The 17,353-nt window shown below is 72.7% G+C and carries 18 protein-coding genes; 15 read left to right on the top strand and 3 right to left on the bottom strand.

Annotated elements, in window-relative coordinates; all coding sequences use genetic code 11:
• Positions 1 to 14: 14 nt before the first annotated feature.
• The gene (locus QFW80_RS07045) at positions 15 to 968 is read right to left on the bottom strand and encodes an AAA family ATPase (RefSeq protein ID WP_425603516.1); all 954 of its coding nucleotides are present in this window, start codon (positions 966 to 968) and stop codon (positions 15 to 17) included.
• A 49-nt stretch (positions 969 to 1,017) separates the two neighbouring features.
• Here QFW80_RS07045 and QFW80_RS07040 point away from each other — a divergent pair, with 49 nt between their 5' ends.
• The gene (locus QFW80_RS07040) at positions 1,018 to 2,898 is read left to right on the top strand and encodes a glycosyltransferase family 39 protein (protein ID WP_280600860.1); all 1,881 of its coding nucleotides are present in this window, start codon (positions 1,018 to 1,020) and stop codon (positions 2,896 to 2,898) included.
• On the opposite strand, the gene QFW80_RS07035 is transcribed toward QFW80_RS07040, so the two are convergent.
• Entirely contained in the window at positions 2,888 to 3,463 is a 576-nt protein-coding gene (locus QFW80_RS07035; RefSeq protein ID WP_280600858.1) for a Maf family protein, read from the bottom strand. The genes QFW80_RS07040 and QFW80_RS07035 overlap by 11 nt on opposite strands.
• Before the next feature lie 14 nt (positions 3,464 to 3,477).
• Positions 3,478 to 3,837, bottom strand: coding sequence for a hypothetical protein (locus QFW80_RS07030; protein WP_280600857.1), 360 nt, complete (start codon positions 3,835 to 3,837; stop codon positions 3,478 to 3,480).
• A gap of 133 nt (positions 3,838 to 3,970) precedes the next feature.
• Between QFW80_RS07030 and QFW80_RS07025 the strand changes: the two genes are divergently transcribed.
• The 14 genes from QFW80_RS07025 (at position 3,971) to QFW80_RS06960 (ending at position 17,314) form a co-directional block, all read left to right on the top strand.
• Complete coding sequence (locus tag QFW80_RS07025; RefSeq protein ID WP_280600856.1) at positions 3,971 to 4,480, top strand: YceD family protein; 510 nt, start codon at positions 3,971 to 3,973, stop codon at positions 4,478 to 4,480.
• Positions 4,481 to 4,554: 74 nt separating this feature from the next.
• Entirely contained in the window at positions 4,555 to 4,749 is a 195-nt protein-coding gene (gene rpmF, locus QFW80_RS07020; RefSeq protein WP_280600855.1) for a 50S ribosomal protein L32, read from the top strand.
• 114 nt (positions 4,750 to 4,863) lie between these two features.
• A complete protein-coding gene (locus tag QFW80_RS07015; RefSeq protein ID WP_280600854.1) occupies positions 4,864 to 5,847 on the top strand; it encodes a beta-ketoacyl-ACP synthase III in 984 nt (327 codons plus the stop codon).
• A 116-nt stretch (positions 5,848 to 5,963) separates the two neighbouring features.
• Positions 5,964 to 6,908, top strand: coding sequence for an ACP S-malonyltransferase (gene fabD, locus QFW80_RS07010; protein ID WP_280600852.1), 945 nt, complete (start codon positions 5,964 to 5,966; stop codon positions 6,906 to 6,908).
• 43 nt (positions 6,909 to 6,951) lie between these two features.
• The gene (fabG, locus tag QFW80_RS07005) at positions 6,952 to 7,695 is read left to right on the top strand and encodes a 3-oxoacyl-ACP reductase FabG (RefSeq protein WP_280600850.1); all 744 of its coding nucleotides are present in this window, start codon (positions 6,952 to 6,954) and stop codon (positions 7,693 to 7,695) included.
• A 190-nt stretch (positions 7,696 to 7,885) separates the two neighbouring features.
• Positions 7,886 to 8,125, top strand: coding sequence for an acyl carrier protein (gene acpP / locus QFW80_RS07000; RefSeq protein WP_146387575.1), 240 nt, complete (start codon positions 7,886 to 7,888; stop codon positions 8,123 to 8,125).
• A gap of 179 nt (positions 8,126 to 8,304) precedes the next feature.
• Complete coding sequence (gene fabF / locus QFW80_RS06995; protein ID WP_280600848.1) at positions 8,305 to 9,543, top strand: beta-ketoacyl-ACP synthase II; 1,239 nt, start codon at positions 8,305 to 8,307, stop codon at positions 9,541 to 9,543.
• 153 nt (positions 9,544 to 9,696) lie between these two features.
• Entirely contained in the window at positions 9,697 to 11,046 is a 1,350-nt protein-coding gene (locus QFW80_RS06990; protein ID WP_280600847.1) for an aminodeoxychorismate synthase component I, read from the top strand.
• 63 nt (positions 11,047 to 11,109) lie between these two features.
• Positions 11,110 to 12,159 (top strand): endolytic transglycosylase MltG, encoded by a 1,050-nt coding sequence (gene mltG, locus QFW80_RS06985; protein WP_280600845.1) that lies wholly within the window; start codon positions 11,110 to 11,112, stop codon positions 12,157 to 12,159.
• A gap of 65 nt (positions 12,160 to 12,224) precedes the next feature.
• Positions 12,225 to 12,920: a dTMP kinase gene (gene tmk, locus QFW80_RS06980; RefSeq protein ID WP_425603515.1), complete on the top strand. Its 696-nt coding sequence runs from the start codon at positions 12,225 to 12,227 to the stop codon at positions 12,918 to 12,920.
• The gene (locus QFW80_RS06975; protein WP_280600844.1) at positions 12,917 to 13,867 is read left to right on the top strand and encodes a DNA polymerase III subunit delta'; all 951 of its coding nucleotides are present in this window, start codon (positions 12,917 to 12,919) and stop codon (positions 13,865 to 13,867) included. The genes tmk and QFW80_RS06975 overlap by 4 nt, the downstream gene beginning before the upstream one ends.
• The gene (locus QFW80_RS06970) at positions 13,864 to 14,223 is read left to right on the top strand and encodes a PilZ domain-containing protein (protein ID WP_280600842.1); all 360 of its coding nucleotides are present in this window, start codon (positions 13,864 to 13,866) and stop codon (positions 14,221 to 14,223) included. The genes QFW80_RS06975 and QFW80_RS06970 overlap by 4 nt, the downstream gene beginning before the upstream one ends.
• The gene (locus QFW80_RS06965) at positions 14,223 to 15,272 is read left to right on the top strand and encodes a DUF4380 domain-containing protein (protein ID WP_280600841.1); all 1,050 of its coding nucleotides are present in this window, start codon (positions 14,223 to 14,225) and stop codon (positions 15,270 to 15,272) included. The genes QFW80_RS06970 and QFW80_RS06965 overlap by 1 nt, the downstream gene beginning before the upstream one ends.
• Before the next feature lie 341 nt (positions 15,273 to 15,613).
• Positions 15,614 to 17,314 (top strand): tetratricopeptide repeat protein, encoded by a 1,701-nt coding sequence (locus QFW80_RS06960; protein WP_280600840.1) that lies wholly within the window; start codon positions 15,614 to 15,616, stop codon positions 17,312 to 17,314.
• Positions 17,315 to 17,353 lie beyond the last annotated feature (39 nt).

The following is a 17,353-nucleotide window of genomic DNA, read 5'->3' as shown; positions in this document are numbered from 1 at the left end:
CATCGCCCGCCGACCTAGTCGACGGGAACCGCGCGCAGGATCGCACCCGCGAGCGCGCCGGCGTCGCCGGCATCGTGCTCGGGAACCAGGCGGTGCGCGGCGACCGGCGCGAACAGCGCCTGCACGTCGTCGGGCAGCACGTGGTCGCGGCCCTGCAGCATCGCCCAGGCCCGGGAGGCCCGCAGCAGTGCGATGCCGGCGCGCGGCGACAGTCCCACGCGCACGCCGGGCGCATGCCGGCTGCGGGTGAGCAGCGCCTGCACGTAGGCCACCAGCGGTTCGCCGGCATGGATTCCCGACACGGCGCGCCGCAGCCGTTGCACGTCCTCCGCGCCCAGCGCCGGCATCGCCTGCGCGATGAGATCGCGACGGTCTTCCCCTGCGAGCAGGGCGCGTTCGGCGTCCTCGTGCGGGTAGCCCAGGGTCAGCCGCAGCAGGAACCGGTCGAGCTGAGAATCGGGCAGCGGGTAGGTGCCCGACAGGTCGACCGGGTTCTGGGTGGCGATCACGAAGAACGGCTCGGGCAGGCGGTGGGTGGTGCCGTCGACGGTGACCTGGTGCTCGGCCATCGCCTCGAGCAGTGCGCTCTGCGTGCGCGGCGGGGCGCGGTTGATCTCGTCGGCCAGCAGCACGTTCGCGAACACGGGCCCCGGGTGGAACTCGAAGCGCCGGGCCTGCGCGTCGAAGATGGAGACGCCGACGATGTCCGTCGGCAGCAGGTCCGAGGTGAACTGCACGCGCTGGAAGCCGAGCCCCAGCGTGGCCGCCAGTGCGTGCGCGAGCGTGGTCTTGCCCAGGCCGGGGAGGTCCTCGATCAGCAGGTGCCCGTCAGACAGCAACGCCGCGAACGCCAGCCGCACCTCGTGCGCCTTGCCCAGCACCAGCCGGTTCACCTGCGCCTGGGCCGCTGTCAACGCGTCTTGATCGCGCTCGGTTAGCATGGCCGGTTCCTGGGTGGCGACGGACACGGCGCTCTCCTGATCGAATCGTCATCGAGTGTAGCGGGGTCGCGGCGCAATGCGGGAACACAATCGGGCGCGTGCGGCGTTCGTCACGCTCTGGACCGCGATCGTACTGGTCAAGCTGGTCGTGGCCGCGCGCCTGCCGCTGTTCGTCGACGAAGCCTTCTACTGGCAGGAGGGTCGCCACCTGGCGTGGGCGTACTCCGACCTGCCGGGCCTGACCGCGTGGACCATCCGCCTCGGCGGGGAACTGTTCGGCGACGGCGTGTTCGCCGTGCGCGCGCTGTTCCTGCTGGTCTCGGCGCTGCTGCCGTGGATCGTGGTGGCGATGACGCGGCGCGAAGTGGACCCGCACGCGGGCTGGGTCGCCGGCTGCGGCGCACTGGTGCTGCCGCTGTTCGCGATGCTGGGCGTGATGGCGCTGCCGGACGTGCTGCTGGCGCTGGCGACCCTGCTGGCGCTGGATGCGCTGGCCAAGATGCTGCGCGGCATCTCCTACGGCGACGCGGCGCAGCTGGCGCTGGCGCTGGCGATCGGCGCGCTGAGCCACTACCGCTTCATCGCCGCGCTCGGCGCCGGTTTCCTCGCCCTGCTGCTGATGCCGCAGGGGCGAGCGGTCCTGCGCGATCCACGCGTCATCATCGCGCTCGCCTTCGGCGCCGCGGCCTGGATGCCGCTGCTGGCGTGGAATGTCGAGAATGCCGAGGCCGGGTTGCGGTTCCAGCTGGTCGACCGCCATCCGTGGTCGCTGCACCTGGAAGGCATCACCTTCCTCGGCATCCAGGCGGTGCTGGTGACGCCGCTGCTGTTCGCGGCGCTGCTGGCCGCGGCCTGGCGGTTCCGGCGGCACGACAACCCCGCGCTGCGGCTGCTGGCGCTCAGCGGCGGCATCGTGATCGCGGGCTTCTTCGTGCTCGGCTTCTTCGCCGACACCGAGCGGGTGAGCTTCCACTGGCCGCTGCCGGGTTACGTCGCCTTGCTGCCGCTGCTGCCGGCGGTGCTCGCGGGATGGACGCGCTGGCTCAGGGTCGCGACCTGGGCGCTGGCCGGGTGCGGACTGGTGGCGGTGCTCGGCTACTACGTCGCCGTGTCCACGCCGCAGGCGCGCGCGCAGATGGCCGAGTTCAAGTGGTATCCGTCCAACTTCGCCGGCTGGGACGAACTGGCCGCCGAGGTCGCGGAGCTGCGCGCCACCCTGCCGCCCGATACCCGGCTGGTGGCCGACAATTTCAAGATCGGCGCGGAACTCGGGTTCGCGCTGGGCGAGACCGATATCCCCGTGCTCGACCATCCGCTCAACCGGTCGCACGGTCGCGCGCCGCAGCTGAAGCTGTGGGGGCTGGAGGTGGTCTCGCGCGATGCGCTTTCGGGGACGCCGCTGCTGCTGGTGGTCGGCGCCAGCGACGTCGCCTACCGCGACCTGCTGCAGCGCTACCACGCGCTGTGCGAGCGGCTGGGTCCGCTGCCGGCGCCGCGCGTGCTCAACATCGATCACGGGCGCCAGCGCTTCCTGCTGTTCGCATGGCCGCAAGGGCTGGTGGCCGCCTCGGACGAGGCGCCCTGCCGTGCTCCGGCGATGGCCTGGGTCGACACCCCCGTGGCCGGTGCGCGCGTGGAGGGGGAACTCGACGTCGCCGGCTGGGCCTTCAAGGACGGCGTCGGCCTGTCGCGGGTCGAGATCCTCGTCGACGGGCGCGTGGTGGGCGAGGCGCGCTACGGGCTGCCGAGCCCGGGCACGGCGCAGTTCTGGCGCATCTCCACCGATCCGGGGCATCCGGACGTCGGTTTCCGCGCGCAGGTCGATGCCGCGGCCCTCGCGCCGGGCCGTCGCTGGCTGGGGCTGCGCCTGCACGGACGCGACGGCAGCGTGGAGGACTGGATCGAAACCCCGATCCGCGTCGCGCCCGCGGCGCCGCCGGCGGCCGTCAGGGAATGACCACGCCGCGCGCGCGCAGCAGGCGCGCCGTGGCGATCAGCGGCAGCCCGACCAGGGCGGTGGGATCGCGCGATTCGATCGACTCGAACAGCGCGATCCCGAGGCCTTCGCACTTGAAGCTGCCCGCGCAGTCGAGCGGGGACTCGGCGTCCACGTAGCGCGCGATCTCGTCGTCGGGCAGCTGGCGGAAGCGGACCGTGGTGGTGTCGAGCGCCTGCTCGCCGGGCGCGCCGGCCGAGGCGATCGCGACCGCGGTCAGGAACACCACCTCGCGCCCGGACATCGCCTGCAGCTGCGCGATCGCGGTCGCGCGCGTGCCCGGCTTGCCGAGGATCCGCCCATCGCAGCTGGCCACCTGGTCCGAGCCGATCACCAGCGCCTCGGGGCGCGTGGCCGCCACCGCGGCGGCCTTGGCCGTCGCCAGCCGAAGCGCGAGCGACGCAGGCGATTCCCCGGCGGCAGGCGCCTCGTCCACGTCCGGCCGCACGGTCTCGAACGGCAGCCGCAGCCGCGACAGCAGCTCGGCGCGGTAGCGCGAGGTCGAGGCCAGGACCAGCCGCGGCATGGCGGGGCCGGCGCTCAATGCAGCGAGGCCCGCGCGCGCTCGATCTGGAGCAGCTGGCGCTCGATGTTGCCGCGGGCGGCGTCGATCGAAGCGCGCACGGTATCGAGCTGTTCCAGCGACGCCGCTTGGCCGTGCTCCTGCAGCCACAGGCGCTGGCGCAGCATCTCCTGCATCGCCTCGCGCACCGGATTGTGCTCGTCGCCCGCGATCGCCTCGATTTCCGAGCGCGCCGTGCGCAGCCGGTCCTCCAGCGCGTCGGCCGAATCCAGCAGTCGCGCCATCGCCCGGTGGCGGCGTTCGCCACGGCGGCGCCACCAGAGCGACAGCGCGTACGCGGCGGCCACCAACAGCAGGCAAAGGGCGAACACGGTCACAATGGCGCTCCCGGGGCGGGGCGCCAGTCTGACCGGGGCCGCCGCCACGGGCAAATTCCCTGCCCGGACAGGCAGTTGCCCCTTACGGCGCGGTTTGACACGGGGGCGTCGCATCCTTAATATTCCGCCGCTTATGTCCGCGGAATTGCCCGACATCCTGGACGCCTGGCGCATGGTCACCGCGCGGCGGGAGTTCGAAGGCCGGGTCGCGTTGGCCGCGCTGCCCCGCTTGCGGGACGCGCTGGCCGGCGCCGAGGGCGAGGTGGCGTTCGCGCTCGGGTTCGATCGCGACGCCCTGCGGGTCCCGTACCTGGAACTCAAGCTCGATGCGGAGCTGCCGCTGCAATGCCAGCGCACCCTGCAGCGGTTCGGCTTCCCGGTGCACACCGTGCAGCGGCTGGGCCTGATCCGCGACGAAGCGGACGAGGCCGGGCTGCCGCCGGGCTACGAGCCGTTGCTGGTGCCGGAGGACGGCATGCTGCGGCTGCTGGATCTGGTGGAGGACGAGTTGATCCTCGCCCTGCCGGTGGTTCCGGTGAAGCCGGGCTCCGAATCGGTCGAGCGCGACTGGCCGGTGTCGGCGGAGGAAGAGGTCCGCGCCAATCCCTTCGCCGGGCTGGCCGCGCTGAAGAAGCAGAATTGAAGGTTTAGTGTCCCGCGCCGTCATGGCGTTTTCCCGAGTCATCGCAACAACCGAATCGTTCCCGGAGCAATCCCATGGCTGTGCAGAAGTCCCGCGTCACCCCGTCCCGTCGTGGCCAGCGTCGTTCGCACGACGCGCTGACGGCGAAGCAGCTCGCCACCGACCCGACGTCGGGCGAGACCCACCTGCGCCACCACCTCACCGCCGACGGCTACTACCGCGGCAAGCAGGTGATCCAGCCCAAGGTGAAGGTCGTCGAGGAAGACTGACCCGTCCCGGGTCCGCGCGGACCCGGCGACCACCGGCACGCCGACGGCGCATCGCGCCGCGGCGCTTCCGCGGCGCGCACGTCGCCCGCACCGACCCGAGGGCGATTCCCCGCGATGAGCAACGAGCGCATCTATTCCCGCATTGCCGGTACCGGCAGCTACCTGCCCTCGAAGGTGCTGACCAACGACGACCTGTCGAAGATCGTCGACACCAGCGACGAATGGATCGCTTCGCGCACCGGGATCCGCGAGCGCCACATCGCGGCCGAGGGCGAGACCACGGTGGACCTGGCGACCCACGCGTCGCAGCGTGCGCTCGAAGCGGCCGACGTTTCCGCCGACGAGATCGACCTGATCGTCTTCGGCACCACCACGCCCGACCTGATCTTCCCGTCTTCGGCCTGCCTGCTGCAGCAGCGGCTGGGCATCGCCGGCTGCGGCGCGTTCGACGTCAACGCCGCGTGCTCGGGCTTCCTGTACGCGCTCTCGGTCGCGGACAAGTTCATCCGCTGCGGCGATGCGAAGACCGTGCTGGTGGTCGGCTCCGAGACGCTGACCCGCATGGTCGACTGGACCGAGCGCGAAACCTGCGTGCTGTTCGGCGACGGGGCCGGCGCGGTGGTGCTCAAGGCCGATGCCGAAACCGGCATCCTCAGCACCCACCTCCACGCCGACGGCGCCAAGAAGGAACTGCTCTGGAATCCGGTCGGCGTCTCGGTCGGCTTCGACGAGCACGCGAAGAACGCCGGCGTGCGCATCCGCATGACCGGCAGCGACGTGTTCAAGTACGCGGTCAAGGCGCTGGACTCGGTGGTGGAGGAAACGCTTGAGGCCAACGGCCTGGATCGCCACGACATCGACTGGCTGATCCCGCACCAGGCGAACCTGCGCATCATCGAGGCGACGGCGAAGCGGCTGGACATGCCGATGGAACGCGTGGTCGTCACCGTCGACAAGCACGGCAACACGTCCTCCGGCTCGGTGCCGCTGGCGCTGGACGAGGCGGTGCGCTCGGGCCGCGTGCAGCGCGGCCAGCTGCTGCTGCTGGAGGCCTTCGGCGGCGGCTTCACCTGGGGCTCGGCGCTGCTGCGCTACTGAGCCATCGCCGCAGGCGCGGGTGAGGATCGCGCGCGCATGCGCGCATACGCCCCGGTACAGACGCGTCCCGCCGTTTGCCCGTATCATCGCGCCCTGTTTTTCCCACGGAATACCGCGTGACCGACCCGCAACTCGCGTTCGTGTTCCCCGGGCAGGGCTCGCAGTCGGTGGGCATGCTCGCGGAACTGTCCGAACTGCATCCGCAGATCCGCGCGACCTTCGACGAAGCGTCCGAAGGCGCCGGCGTCGACCTGTGGGCCCTGTCGCAGGGCGGCCCGGAAGAACAGCTCAACCGCACCGAATACACCCAGCCCGCGCTGCTCGCGGCCGGCGTCGCCGTATGGCGCGCCTGGCAGGCCGCGGGCGGGGCGCAGCCTGCGCGGCTCGCCGGCCACAGCCTGGGCGAATACGCCGCGCTGGTGGCCGCCGGCGCGCTGTCGCTCAGGGACGGCGCGCACCTGGTGCGCATCCGCGGGCAGCTGATGCAGGACGCCGCGCCCGCCGGCACCGGCGCGATGGCCGCGGTGATCGGCGCCGACGACGCGCTGGTCGAAGCGGTCTGCCGCGAGGCCTCGCACAGCGACGTAGTGGTGCCGGCGAACTACAACTCGCCCGGGCAGATTGTGATCGGCGGCGATGCCGCCGCGGTCGACCGCGCGCTTGCGCTGCTGCAGGAACAGGGCGTGCGCAAGGCGGTGAAGCTGGCGGTGAGCGTGCCCTCGCACACGCCGCTGATGCGCGAGGCGGCGAACCGCCTGTCCGAGACGATGGCCGGCCTGGCCTGGCGCGAACCCGCGCTGCCGGTGGTGCAGAACGTCGATGCGGAAGTGCATGCGGGCGTGCACGCGATCCGCGACGCGCTGGTGCGCCAGCTGTACCTGCCCGTGCGCTGGACCGGCTGCATGCAGGCGCTGGCCGCCGCCGGCGCCACGCGCATCGCCGAATGCGGCCCCGGCAAGGTGCTCGCCGGCCTGGCCAGGCGCATCGACAAGGGCCTGGACGCGCGCGCAATCGGCGCCGTCGGCGACTTCGAATCCGCGCGCGCCGACTGGGTCGCCTGAGACCGCCCGGCGCGGATCATCCTGTGAACTGCTGGGAGACGACATGACCCGACCCCTCGACGGCGAGATCGCCCTGGTCACCGGTGCCAGCCGCGGCATCGGCGCCGCCATCGCCGACCTGCTGGCCGCGCAGGGCGCGACCGTGGTGGGCACGGCCACGTCGGAGTCCGGCGCCGCCGCGATCGGCGCGCGGCTCGCGGCCCACGGCGGGCACGGACGCGTGCTGGACGTGGCGCAGCCGGGACAGATCGAAGCGCTGGTCGATGCGATCGGCAAGGATCTCGGCGCGATCTCGATCCTGGTCAACAACGCCGGCATCACCCGCGACAACCTGCTGATGCGGATGAAGGACGAGGAGTGGCAGGCCATCCTCGACACCAACCTCACCAGCGTCTACCGCAGCTCGAAGGCGGTGATGCGCGGGATGATGAAGGCGCGCAAGGGCCGCATCATCAACATCGCCTCGGTGATCGGGGTCACCGGCAACGCCGGGCAGACCAACTACGCAGCGGCCAAGGCCGGCATCATCGCCTTCAGCAAGTCGCTGGCGAAGGAGATCGGGTCGCGCGGAGTGACCGTGAACGTGGTCGCGCCCGGCTTCATCGAGACCGACATGACCGCGGCCCTGCCGGAGGATGCGCGCACCGCGCTGCTCGGGCAGATCGCGCTCGGTCGCCTCGGCCAGGCCGCCGACATCGCCAACGCCGTGGCCTTCCTCGCGGGACCCGGCGCGGGCTACATCACCGGCGAGACCCTGCACGTCAACGGCGGCATGTACATGCCGTGAGGACGCCGTTCGGGGGCCTGCACGGCATCGCCGCGCGGGTTCCTAAGTTGCCGATTTGAAAAGGATTGCGCGGCCCGGTCTCCCGGCCCGCGCGTCCGACCCGGGGCAGCGCCGCGGCAACGCGCTATCCTCGCCCCGGTCCAGCCCTTACACTTGCCACCGTAACAGCCTTTCGCGGAGCCAACAGCCAATGAGCAGCATCGAAGAACGCGTCAAGAAGATCGTGGTCGAACAACTGGGCGTGAAGGAAGAGGAAGTCAGCGCGAGCGCTTCCTTCGTCGACGACCTCGGCGCGGATTCGCTCGACACCGTCGAGCTGGTGATGGCGCTCGAGGAAGAGTTCGAGTGCGAGATCCCGGACGAGGAAGCCGAGAAGATCACCTCGGTGCAGCAGGCGATCGACTACATCAAGGCCCACGTCAAGGCGTGATGCACCTCGGCGCCACGCCTGGCCTGACGCCGGGCGTGGCGCGTGCAGGCGATCCGATTCCCCTGGCCGCGATCCGGCCGGGTTGAACACAAACCCCGGGGCCGCTTTGCGGCCTCGTGCGTTTTGCGGCGCGCCACGCCGGCGCGCGCGGCGCACCGCAGTCAAGGAGAGAGCCGACCATGTCCAAGCGTCGCGTCGCCATCACCGGCATCGGCATCCTGTCGCCGCTCGGCAACGACCTGGCGTCGAGCTGGGACGGCATCGTCAACGGCCGCTCGGGCATCGGCCCGATCACGCATTTCGATCCCGCCGCCTTCGCCACCCGGATCGCCGGCGAAGTGAAGGGGTTCGACGCCGCGCAGTGGATCCCGGCGAAGGACATCAAGAAGATGGATCCCTTCGTGCACTACGGCGTCGCCGCGGCGCTGATGTCGATCCGCGATGCCGGGCTGGAGATCTCCGGCGAGGCGGCCGAGCGCATCGGCGTGGCCATCGGCGCGGGAATCGGCGGCCTCAAGGGCATCGAGGAAACCTCGATCAAGTACCACGAGGGCGGCCCGCGCAAGATCTCGCCGTTCTACGTGCCCAGCACGATCATCAACATGATCTCGGGCCAGGTCTCGATCATGACCGGCGCCAAGGGCCCGAACATCGCGGTGGTCACCGCCTGCACCACGGCCACCCACAACATCGGCCTGGCCGCGCGGATGATCCAGTACGGCGACGCCGACGCGATGATCGCCGGCGGCGCCGAGTTCGCCACCACGCCGACGTCGGTCGGCGGCTTCTGCTCGATGAAGGCGCTGTCCACCCGCAACGACGAGCCGCAGAGGGCGTCGCGGCCGTGGGACCGCGAGCGCGACGGCTTCGTCATGGGCGACGGCGCGGGCGTGCTGGTGCTGGAGGAGTACGAACGCGCCAGGGCGCGCGGCGCGCGCATCTACGCCGAGCTCGCCGGGTTCGGGATGAGCGGCGACGCCCACCACATGACCGCCCCCAGCGAGAACGGCGAGGGTGGCGCGCGCTGCATGGTCGCCGCGCTGCGCGATGCCGGCATCGACCCGTCCGCGGTCGGCTACATCAACGCCCACGGCACCTCGACCCCGCAGGGCGACCTGGCCGAGACGATGGGCATCAAGAGCGTGTTCGGCGCGCATGCGGCGAAGCTGATGGTGAGTTCCACCAAATCGATGACCGGACACCTGCTCGGCGCGGCCGGCGGCGTGGAGGCGGTGTTCTCGGCCATGGCCCTGCATACGGGCGTGATCCCGCCGACGATCAACCTGGACAATCCCTCCGAGGGCTGCGACCTGGACTACGTCGCGCACACCGCGCGCGAGGCGCAGGTGGAGATCGCGCTGTCGAACTCGTTCGGGTTCGGCGGTACCAACGGCACCCTGGTGTTCCGTCGCGTCTGAGCGCGGCGGCGCGGAATCGGGCCGCGGCATGAACGCGTCGAAGCCCCGGAGCGCGGACTGCCGCGGCGGGCGCACGGACGCATGGGATAAGTGCGGCCGGTGCCGGCCCGCGGCCGCACGCCCGGCGCAGCGGGCCCTTCGGAGCACCCTGTCGTGCTAATCACCCGGCCGCTTCCTCCGGACACCGACCTGCTCGCGCTGCATCGCGTCGATCCCGCGCGCTATCCGGTGCTGCTGCAGTCGGTGGCGCACGGCACCGCGCAATCCCGCTGGGACCTGCTGCTGGCGACCGAGGGCGGGTCGCTGACCCTGGGCGGGGACGGCGTCACCCGCGACCAGGCCGGGACGCCCCTGGATGGCTCCTTCCTCGACGCCCTGGACGCGGCCTGGCGCGCGGCACGCCAGCCGCGCGAGGAACCGCGCTGGCCGTTCCGCGGCGGCTGGGCGCTGCTGCTGGGCTACGAGCTGGCGGCGCAGGTCGAACCGGTGCTGCGCCTGCCCCCGGCGGCAGGGGGCCTGCCGGTAGCCCAGGCGCTGCGCTGTCCGGCCGCGGTGCTGCGCGATCACGCAAGCGGCGAATGCGTGGCGATCGCCGAGACCGGCGCCGAGCCGCTGCTGGACGCCATCGAAGGCGATCTCGCCGCGGCGCCGACCCTGTCCGCACCGCCTTCGTGGCGGCCGCCCGCGCGGCTGGACGAGGATCCGCCGCAGGCGTTCCTCGATGGTGTCGAGCGCATCCTGGCTTACCTCGCGGCCGGCGACGTGTTCCAGGCCAACCTGTCGCGCGGCTGGCGCGCGCACTTCGACGCCGCGCCCGAGCCCGCCGCGCTGTACGCGCGCCTGCGCGAGGCCAACCCGGCGCCGTTCGCAGGCCTGTTCGCGGGCGCCGGCTGGGCGGTGGTGAGCGCATCGCCCGAACGCCTGGTGACCGTGCGCGGCGACGTGGTCGAGACCCGCCCGATCGCGGGCACCCGCCCGCGCACGCCCGGCGACGACGACGCGGCCCGCATGCGCGAACTCGCCGGCCACCCCAAGGAGCGCGCCGAACACGTGATGCTGGTCGACCTGGAGCGCAACGACCTGGGCCGCGTCTGCGTGCCCGGCAGCGTGGAGGTGGACGAGCTGATGACGATCGAGAGCTACGCCCACGTGCACCACATCGTCAGCAACGTGCGCGGCCGGCTGCGTGCAGGCAACACGCCCGGCGCGGTGATCGCGGCCACGTTCCCCGGCGGCACCATCACCGGCTGCCCCAAGGTGCGCTGCATGCAGGTGATCGCGGAGCTCGAGCGCAGCGGCCGCGGCGCCTACACCGGCGCCATGGGCTGGCTCAACCGCGACGGCGACCTCGACCTCAACATCCTGATCCGCAGCGCCGAGCTGGAGGGCACCCTGGCGCGGTTCCGGACCGGCGCCGGGATCGTCGCCGACTCCGTTCCGGCGCGTGAACTGGACGAAACCCGGGCCAAGGCGCGCGGCATGCTGCGCGCGCTGTCGCCGTGAGCGTACGCGGGCCAAGGTATCCTGAGCCGATGACGACCTCCTCTTCCCGACGGACGCGCCCGCATGGCCGCTGAAGGCCGGCGCGGGCTCGGCCTGCTGTTCGTGATCTCGGCATTGCTGGCCGGCGCCGCTGCCGTGTGGCTGTACGACCACTACACCGGCTTCGCCGACGCGCCGCTGCCGGGCATCGAGCAGGGGCAGACGCTGCGCGTGGAGCGCGGCGATTCGTTCGTGCGCGTGCTGGCGCGGCTGCGCGAGGCCGGGATCGACACGGGGCACGACCTGGAATGGCGCCTGCTGGCGCGCCAGCTGGGCGCCGACGCCCGCATCCAGGTCGGTGAATACGCGCTCGACCCGGCGACCACGCCGCGCGGCCTGCTCGAACAGATGCGCGACGGCAAGGTGGTGTCCTACCGCTTCACCATCGTCGAAGGCTGGAACATCCGCGAACTGCGCGCGGGCCTGGCCCGGGCCACGCCGCTGGTGCAGACGATCGGCGAGCTGGACGACGCGGCGCTGATGGCCGCGCTCGACCGGCCCGGCGTGCATCCCGAGGGCCGGTTCCTGCCGGAAACCTACGTCTACACCCGCGGCGACACCGACGTCGCCCTGTTGCGCCGCGCCAACCGCGCGCTGGAGCAGGCGCTGCAGTCGGCGTGGGAGGCGCGTGCGCCCGACCTGCCGCTCGAGGACGCCGACCAGGCGCTGGTGCTGGCCTCGATCATCGAGAAGGAAACCGGGATCGCCTCCGAGCGCGCGCAGATCGGCGGCGTGTTCACACGGCGGCTCCGGGCCGGGATGCGCCTGCAGACCGACCCCACCGTGATCTACGGCCTCGGCAGCACCTACGACGGCAACATCCGCCGCGCCGACCTGCTGGCCGATACGCCCTACAACACCTATACCCGCGACGGCCTGCCGCCGACCCCGATCGCGATGGCCGGGGTCGAGGCGATCCGCGCGGCGACCAATCCGGCCGACGGCGACACGCTGTACTTTGTCGCCGTGGGCGACGGCAGCGGGCGCCACGTGTTCTCGCGCACGCTCGACGAACACAACGCCGCGGTGCGCGAATACGTGCGTCGCTACCGCGAGCAGTTCGCGCCGCGATGAACGGGTCGCGCACGACTCCGTCCGCGGACGGCGCCGCCCGGCCGGCGATTCGGGGTGCGGCGCCAGTGGACGCGTGGTTGCCGGAGGCGTCCGGTCCTTCGGCGACGGCCTGCGGGCCGTCGGCCGGGATCCCGACGCACTCACGCTTCGTCACCCTGGAAGGCGGGGAGGGCGCCGGCAAGACCACGGTGCTCAACGCGCTGCGCGAGGCACTGCGCGAAGGCGGCGACGAGGTGGTGGCCACGCGCGAACCCGGAGGCACGCCGCTGGCCGAACGCATCCGCGCGCTGCTGCTCGATCCCTCGCACGAGTCGCCCTGCGCGGAGGCCGAGCTGCTGCTGATGTTCGCCGCGCGCGCGCAACACGTGCACGAGACCATCCGCCCGGCCCTGGCCCGCGGCGCCTGGGTGCTGTGCGACCGCTTCACCGATTCCAGCTACGCCTACCAGGGCGGCGGACGCGGGATCGACGCGACGTGGATCGCCGCGCTCGAGCACCGCGTGGTCGGATTGCGTCCGGGGCTGACGCTGCTGCTCGACTTGGACGTCGCCCGTGGCCGCGAGCGCACCCGCGGCCGCGACCTGGTGCCGGACCGCATCGAGGCCGAACGCGACGAGTTCTTCGAACGCGTGCGCGCCGCCTACCGCGCGCGGGCGGATGCCGATCCCGGACGCGTCCGCCTGATCGATGCCTCGCGTTCCGCCGACGCGGTCGCGGCCGAGGCGGTGCAACTGCTGCGCGCGTGGCGGGCGGACGGATGAACGCGCCGCTCGCCCCCTGGCAGCAGCGCGCCTTCGACCAGGCAGTGGCCAACCTTGCCGACGGCCGTCTCGGCCACGCACTGCTGGTGTGCGGGCCCGCGAAGCTGGGCAAGCGCGCGGTCGCCGGGCGCCTCGCCACGCACCTGCTGGGCGCGCACGAAGCCCGCGCGGCGCACCTGATCGAGGCGGGTACCCACCCGGACTTCCATCTCGTCACCCTGGAGCCGAACCGCGACGGCACGCGCCTGCGCACCGAGATCGTGATCGAACAGATCCGCGCGCTGTCGGAGAAGCTCTCGCTCACGCCGCAGTACGGCGCGGCGCAGGTGGCGATCGTCGATCCGGCCGACGCGATCAACGTCTCGGCGGCCAACGCGCTGCTCAAGACGCTCGAGGAGCCGCAGCCCGGGCGCTACCTGTGGCTGCTGGCCTCCAACCCCGCGCGGCTGCCGGCGACCATCCGCAGCCGCTGCCAGCGGCTGGAGCTGCGGCTGCCGCCGCGAGACGAAGCGCTGGCGTGGTTGCGCGCGCAGGGCCACGATGCGTCCACCGCGCACGAGGCACTCGCTGCCGCGCGCGGACATCCCGGCCTCGCCGATGCCTGGCTGCGCGACGGCGGGCTGCAGCTGCGGCGCGAGGTGGCCGACGACCTCGCGCGGCTGGCGCGTGGCGACGCGGCACCGATCGAGACCGCGCAGCGCTGGGTCGCCGACGAACACGGGACGCTGCGCCTGAGCCATGCCGCCGACCTCGCCGTGGCCGAGGCCGCCGGCTTGACCGATCCGGCGCGAATCCGGAAGCTGGCGCGGTGGTTCGACGCGGCCAACCGCACCCGCGACCTGCTGCGCACCACCGTGCGCGCGGACCTCGCGGTCGCGGAACTGCTGCTGGCATGGCGCGGCGCAGACGCGCCGCGCACCGGGACAGGATCGAGGACTCACCGATGAGCAGCACCGCGGGCGGCGCACGACAGGGCATCTTGTCGCTGGCACTGAAGGACAAGGCGACGCTCTACGGCGCGTACATGCCGTACCTGAAGTACGGCGGCATCTTCGTGCCCACGCCCAAGCGCTACTTCCTCGGCGACGAGGTGTTCCTGCTGCTGACCCTGCCCGAGTCCAGTGACCGCCTGCCGGTGGCCGGCAAGGTGGTCTGGGTGACGCCCACCGGCGCCCAGGGCGCGCGCGTGGCGGGGGTGGGCGTGCAGTTCGCCGACACGCCGGAGGGCGAGACGGTGAAGAACCGGATCGAGACCCTGCTCGCCGGTTCGCTGACCGCCGAGAAGCCCACGAACACGATGTGATGGACCGCCTCGTGCGCCGCCTCGGCCGGCTGTGTGCGCTGTCCGCGCTCGCGCTGCTGGCGCTGCCGGCGGTGCACGCCACCGAGCGCGTGCGCCTGGACGACGGCCACCTGCAGGTCGACATCGCGCCCGCGCTGGGCGGACGCATCGTCCATCTCTCGCTGCCCGGCAGGCCCAACCTGCTGAAGGTGGGCGAGGCGGTCGCGAACGTGGCACCGCCGGTGCCCACGGCCCAGGGCGAGAACATTCCCTACATGGGCCACGAGCTGTGGACCGGCGCGCAGTCGCGCTGGTGGCTCGACCAGGACGTGAACCCGGAGCGGCGCGCGGCGGCCGCGGTGTGGCCCCCCGATCCGTTCCTGGCCTACGGTCGCAACCGGATCGTCGAGCGGTCGTCGCAGGCCCTGGTGCTCGAAGGCGTGGACAGCCCGGTGAGCGGGCTGCGCGCGAACCAGTCGTTCCGGCTGTCCGGCCGGGCGCCGGCCACGCTCGAGCTGGGCGCGGAGGCGGTGAACGTCCGCGACCGCGGGGTGCGGCGCGACCTCTGGTTCAACACCCGCCTGCCGGCCGGCAGCCGCGTGTTCGTCCCGGTCGCGCGGCCGGCCGACGCGCGCCTGCGCGCCGACGAGGACGCCACCTTTGCCGGGCTGGTGGCGTGGGGGGAGGACGGGCTGTATTCGCTGCAGGCCGATCCGCCGCCAGCCGGCAAGGCCGGGCGCCGCGGCAAGGTCTTCATCGCGCCCGCAGCCGGCTGGATCGCCGGTTTCAGCGCCGGCCAGCTGCTGCTGATCCGGTTCGAGCGGCAGCCGGACACGGCGATCGATCCCGAGCACGGGCAGGTCGAGCTGTACCAACAGTGGCACGCCGGCGACCCCAACGCGGGGCTGATGGAACTCGAGGTGCATGCCCCGATGCGCACCCTGGCCCCCGGCGAAACGATGCGCGCGGGCGAGACCTGGACCGTGGTCCCGTACGACGGCCCGGACACCCTGGAGGCCCAGCGCGACGCGCTGGAGGCGGCGCTGCGCGACGTCGGGCTGGCGCACTGAACCTGCCGACCTGTCGGGAGCTGCCCGGGGCGCCGGGCCCCGCCTGATGACTATGAGGGGTGCACCGCCGCTGGCTGTCCGCTCCGGGCGCGATCCCGCGTCCTGAAGGAAGTCGGATCCGACGCGCGCGGGCGCAGGCGACAGCGGCCATTCCGGGTGGACCTGCCGAGACCCACCCGGGAGACCGAACCCGGGGCCGGTGACCGCCGGCGCGCGCAGCGGCCCGATCTCATCCCGAGCCGGCGGTTCCCGTGCCGCCGGCCCGCGTGGGACACGATCAGGCGCAGCACGGGTCGGGTGGCGACGCCGCCACGTGCGCATGCACCGCAGTGGAGGTTCCCATGCACCTGCGTTCCCTGATCCTCACCGGCGCGCTCGCCGCGCTCGCGCTCACCGCCTGCGAGCGCCGCAGCGCCTCCGCATCCGTCGAGCCGCCCCGGCCGGTGTCGCCGCCCGAGCTGGCGATGGTCGGCGCGCACCTGCTCGAAGGACTCGGCGACCACCATTTCGAAGTCACCAGCGCCCATCCCGAGGTCCAGCGCTGGTTCGACCAGGGCCTGATGCTGACCTACGGCTTCAACCACGACGCCGCCGAGCGCTCGTTCCTCAAGGCCACCGAGCTCGACCCCGACTGCGCCATGTGCTGGTGGGGCGCGGCGCTGGTGCTGGGCCCGCACGTGAACGCAGCAATGGACCCGGCCGACAACGCCGACGCCTGGCGCCGGCTGCAGCGCGCGCGCGAACTCGCCGCCGGCGCCGGTGCGCGCGAGCGGGCCTTCATCGAGGCGCTGGCGGCGCGCTATGCCGCGCAGCCGCCGGACGATCGCCGCCCGCTGGACGAGGCCTACGCCGCCGCCATGCGCGCGCTGGTACGCCAGCGCCCCGACGACCTGGACGCCGCGGTGCTGATGGCCGAAGCCCTGATGGACCTGCAGCCGTGGGACTACTACGACGCGCAGCGCCAGCCCAAGGGCCACACCGCCGAGGTGGTGCGCACGCTGGAATCGGTGATGGCGCGCGATCCCGACCACGCCGGCGCCCTGCACCTGTACGTGCATGCCGTCGAGGCCTCGGCCGACCCGCAGCGCGGCGTCGCGGCCGCGGACCGCCTGCGCACCCTGGTGCCCGGCTCCGGGCACCTGGTGCACATGCCGGCGCACATCTACGCGCGGGTGGGGCGCTGGCACGACGCGGTGATCGCCAACCAGCGCGCGATCGAGGCCGACGACGCCTACCTCGCGCTGTGCCGCGGCAACACCCAGGGCGTGTATCCGCTGGGCTACGTGCCGCACAACCACCACTTCCTGTGGTTCGCCGCGAGCATGGAGGGCAGCGGCGCGGTGGCGCGGGCGGCGGCGCTGGCCACCGCCGAGCGCACCGACCTGCCCGAGCTGATGCGCACCCCCGGTTTCGAGGGACTGCAGCATTACTGGATGACGCCCTGGTTCGACCGGGTGCGGTTCGGGCGCTGGGACGAGATCGCGGGCGCGGAGAACCCGGCGCCGGACCTGCCCTACGTCACCGCCATCTGGCACTACGCGCAGGCGATGGCGGCGGTCCGCCGGGGCCGCCTGGACGCGGCCGACACGCACCTGGCCGCGCTGCGCCCGCTCGCCGCCGATCCGGCGATGCAGCGGCGGATGGTCTGGGACCGCTATCCGCTGTCGTTCGCCGCGCGCGTCGCCGAGCGCACCGTCACCGCCGAACTGGCGGCCGCACGCGGCGACACCGGCGCCGCGGTGGCGGCGCTGCGCGAGGCGGTCGCGATCGAGGACGGCATCCCCTACGACGAGCCGCCGGGCTGGCACGCGCCGGTGCGGCAGACGCTCGGCGCGGTGCTGCTCGACGCCGGTCGCGCCGCCGAGGCGGAGACCGTCTATCGCGAGGAACTGCAGCGCAATCCGGGCAACGGCTGGTCGCTGTTCGGCCTCGCCCGCAGCCTGGACGCGCAGGACAAGCGGGCGGAGGCGGCGGAGGCGTCCCGGGCCTTCGATGCGGCATGGCGCGAGGCCGACGTCACGTTGACCGGGTCGCGGCTGTAGCGCGCCCCGCGCGCGGCGCGACGGGCACCGGGCCCGACG

This window comes from Luteimonas rhizosphaericola (genome assembly GCF_029888045.1).
Lineage (GTDB): Bacteria > Pseudomonadota > Gammaproteobacteria > Xanthomonadales > Xanthomonadaceae > Luteimonas > Luteimonas rhizosphaericola.
The sequence above is the reverse complement of the archived record's forward strand: the minus strand, read 5'-3'. Positions and strand labels throughout refer to the sequence as shown.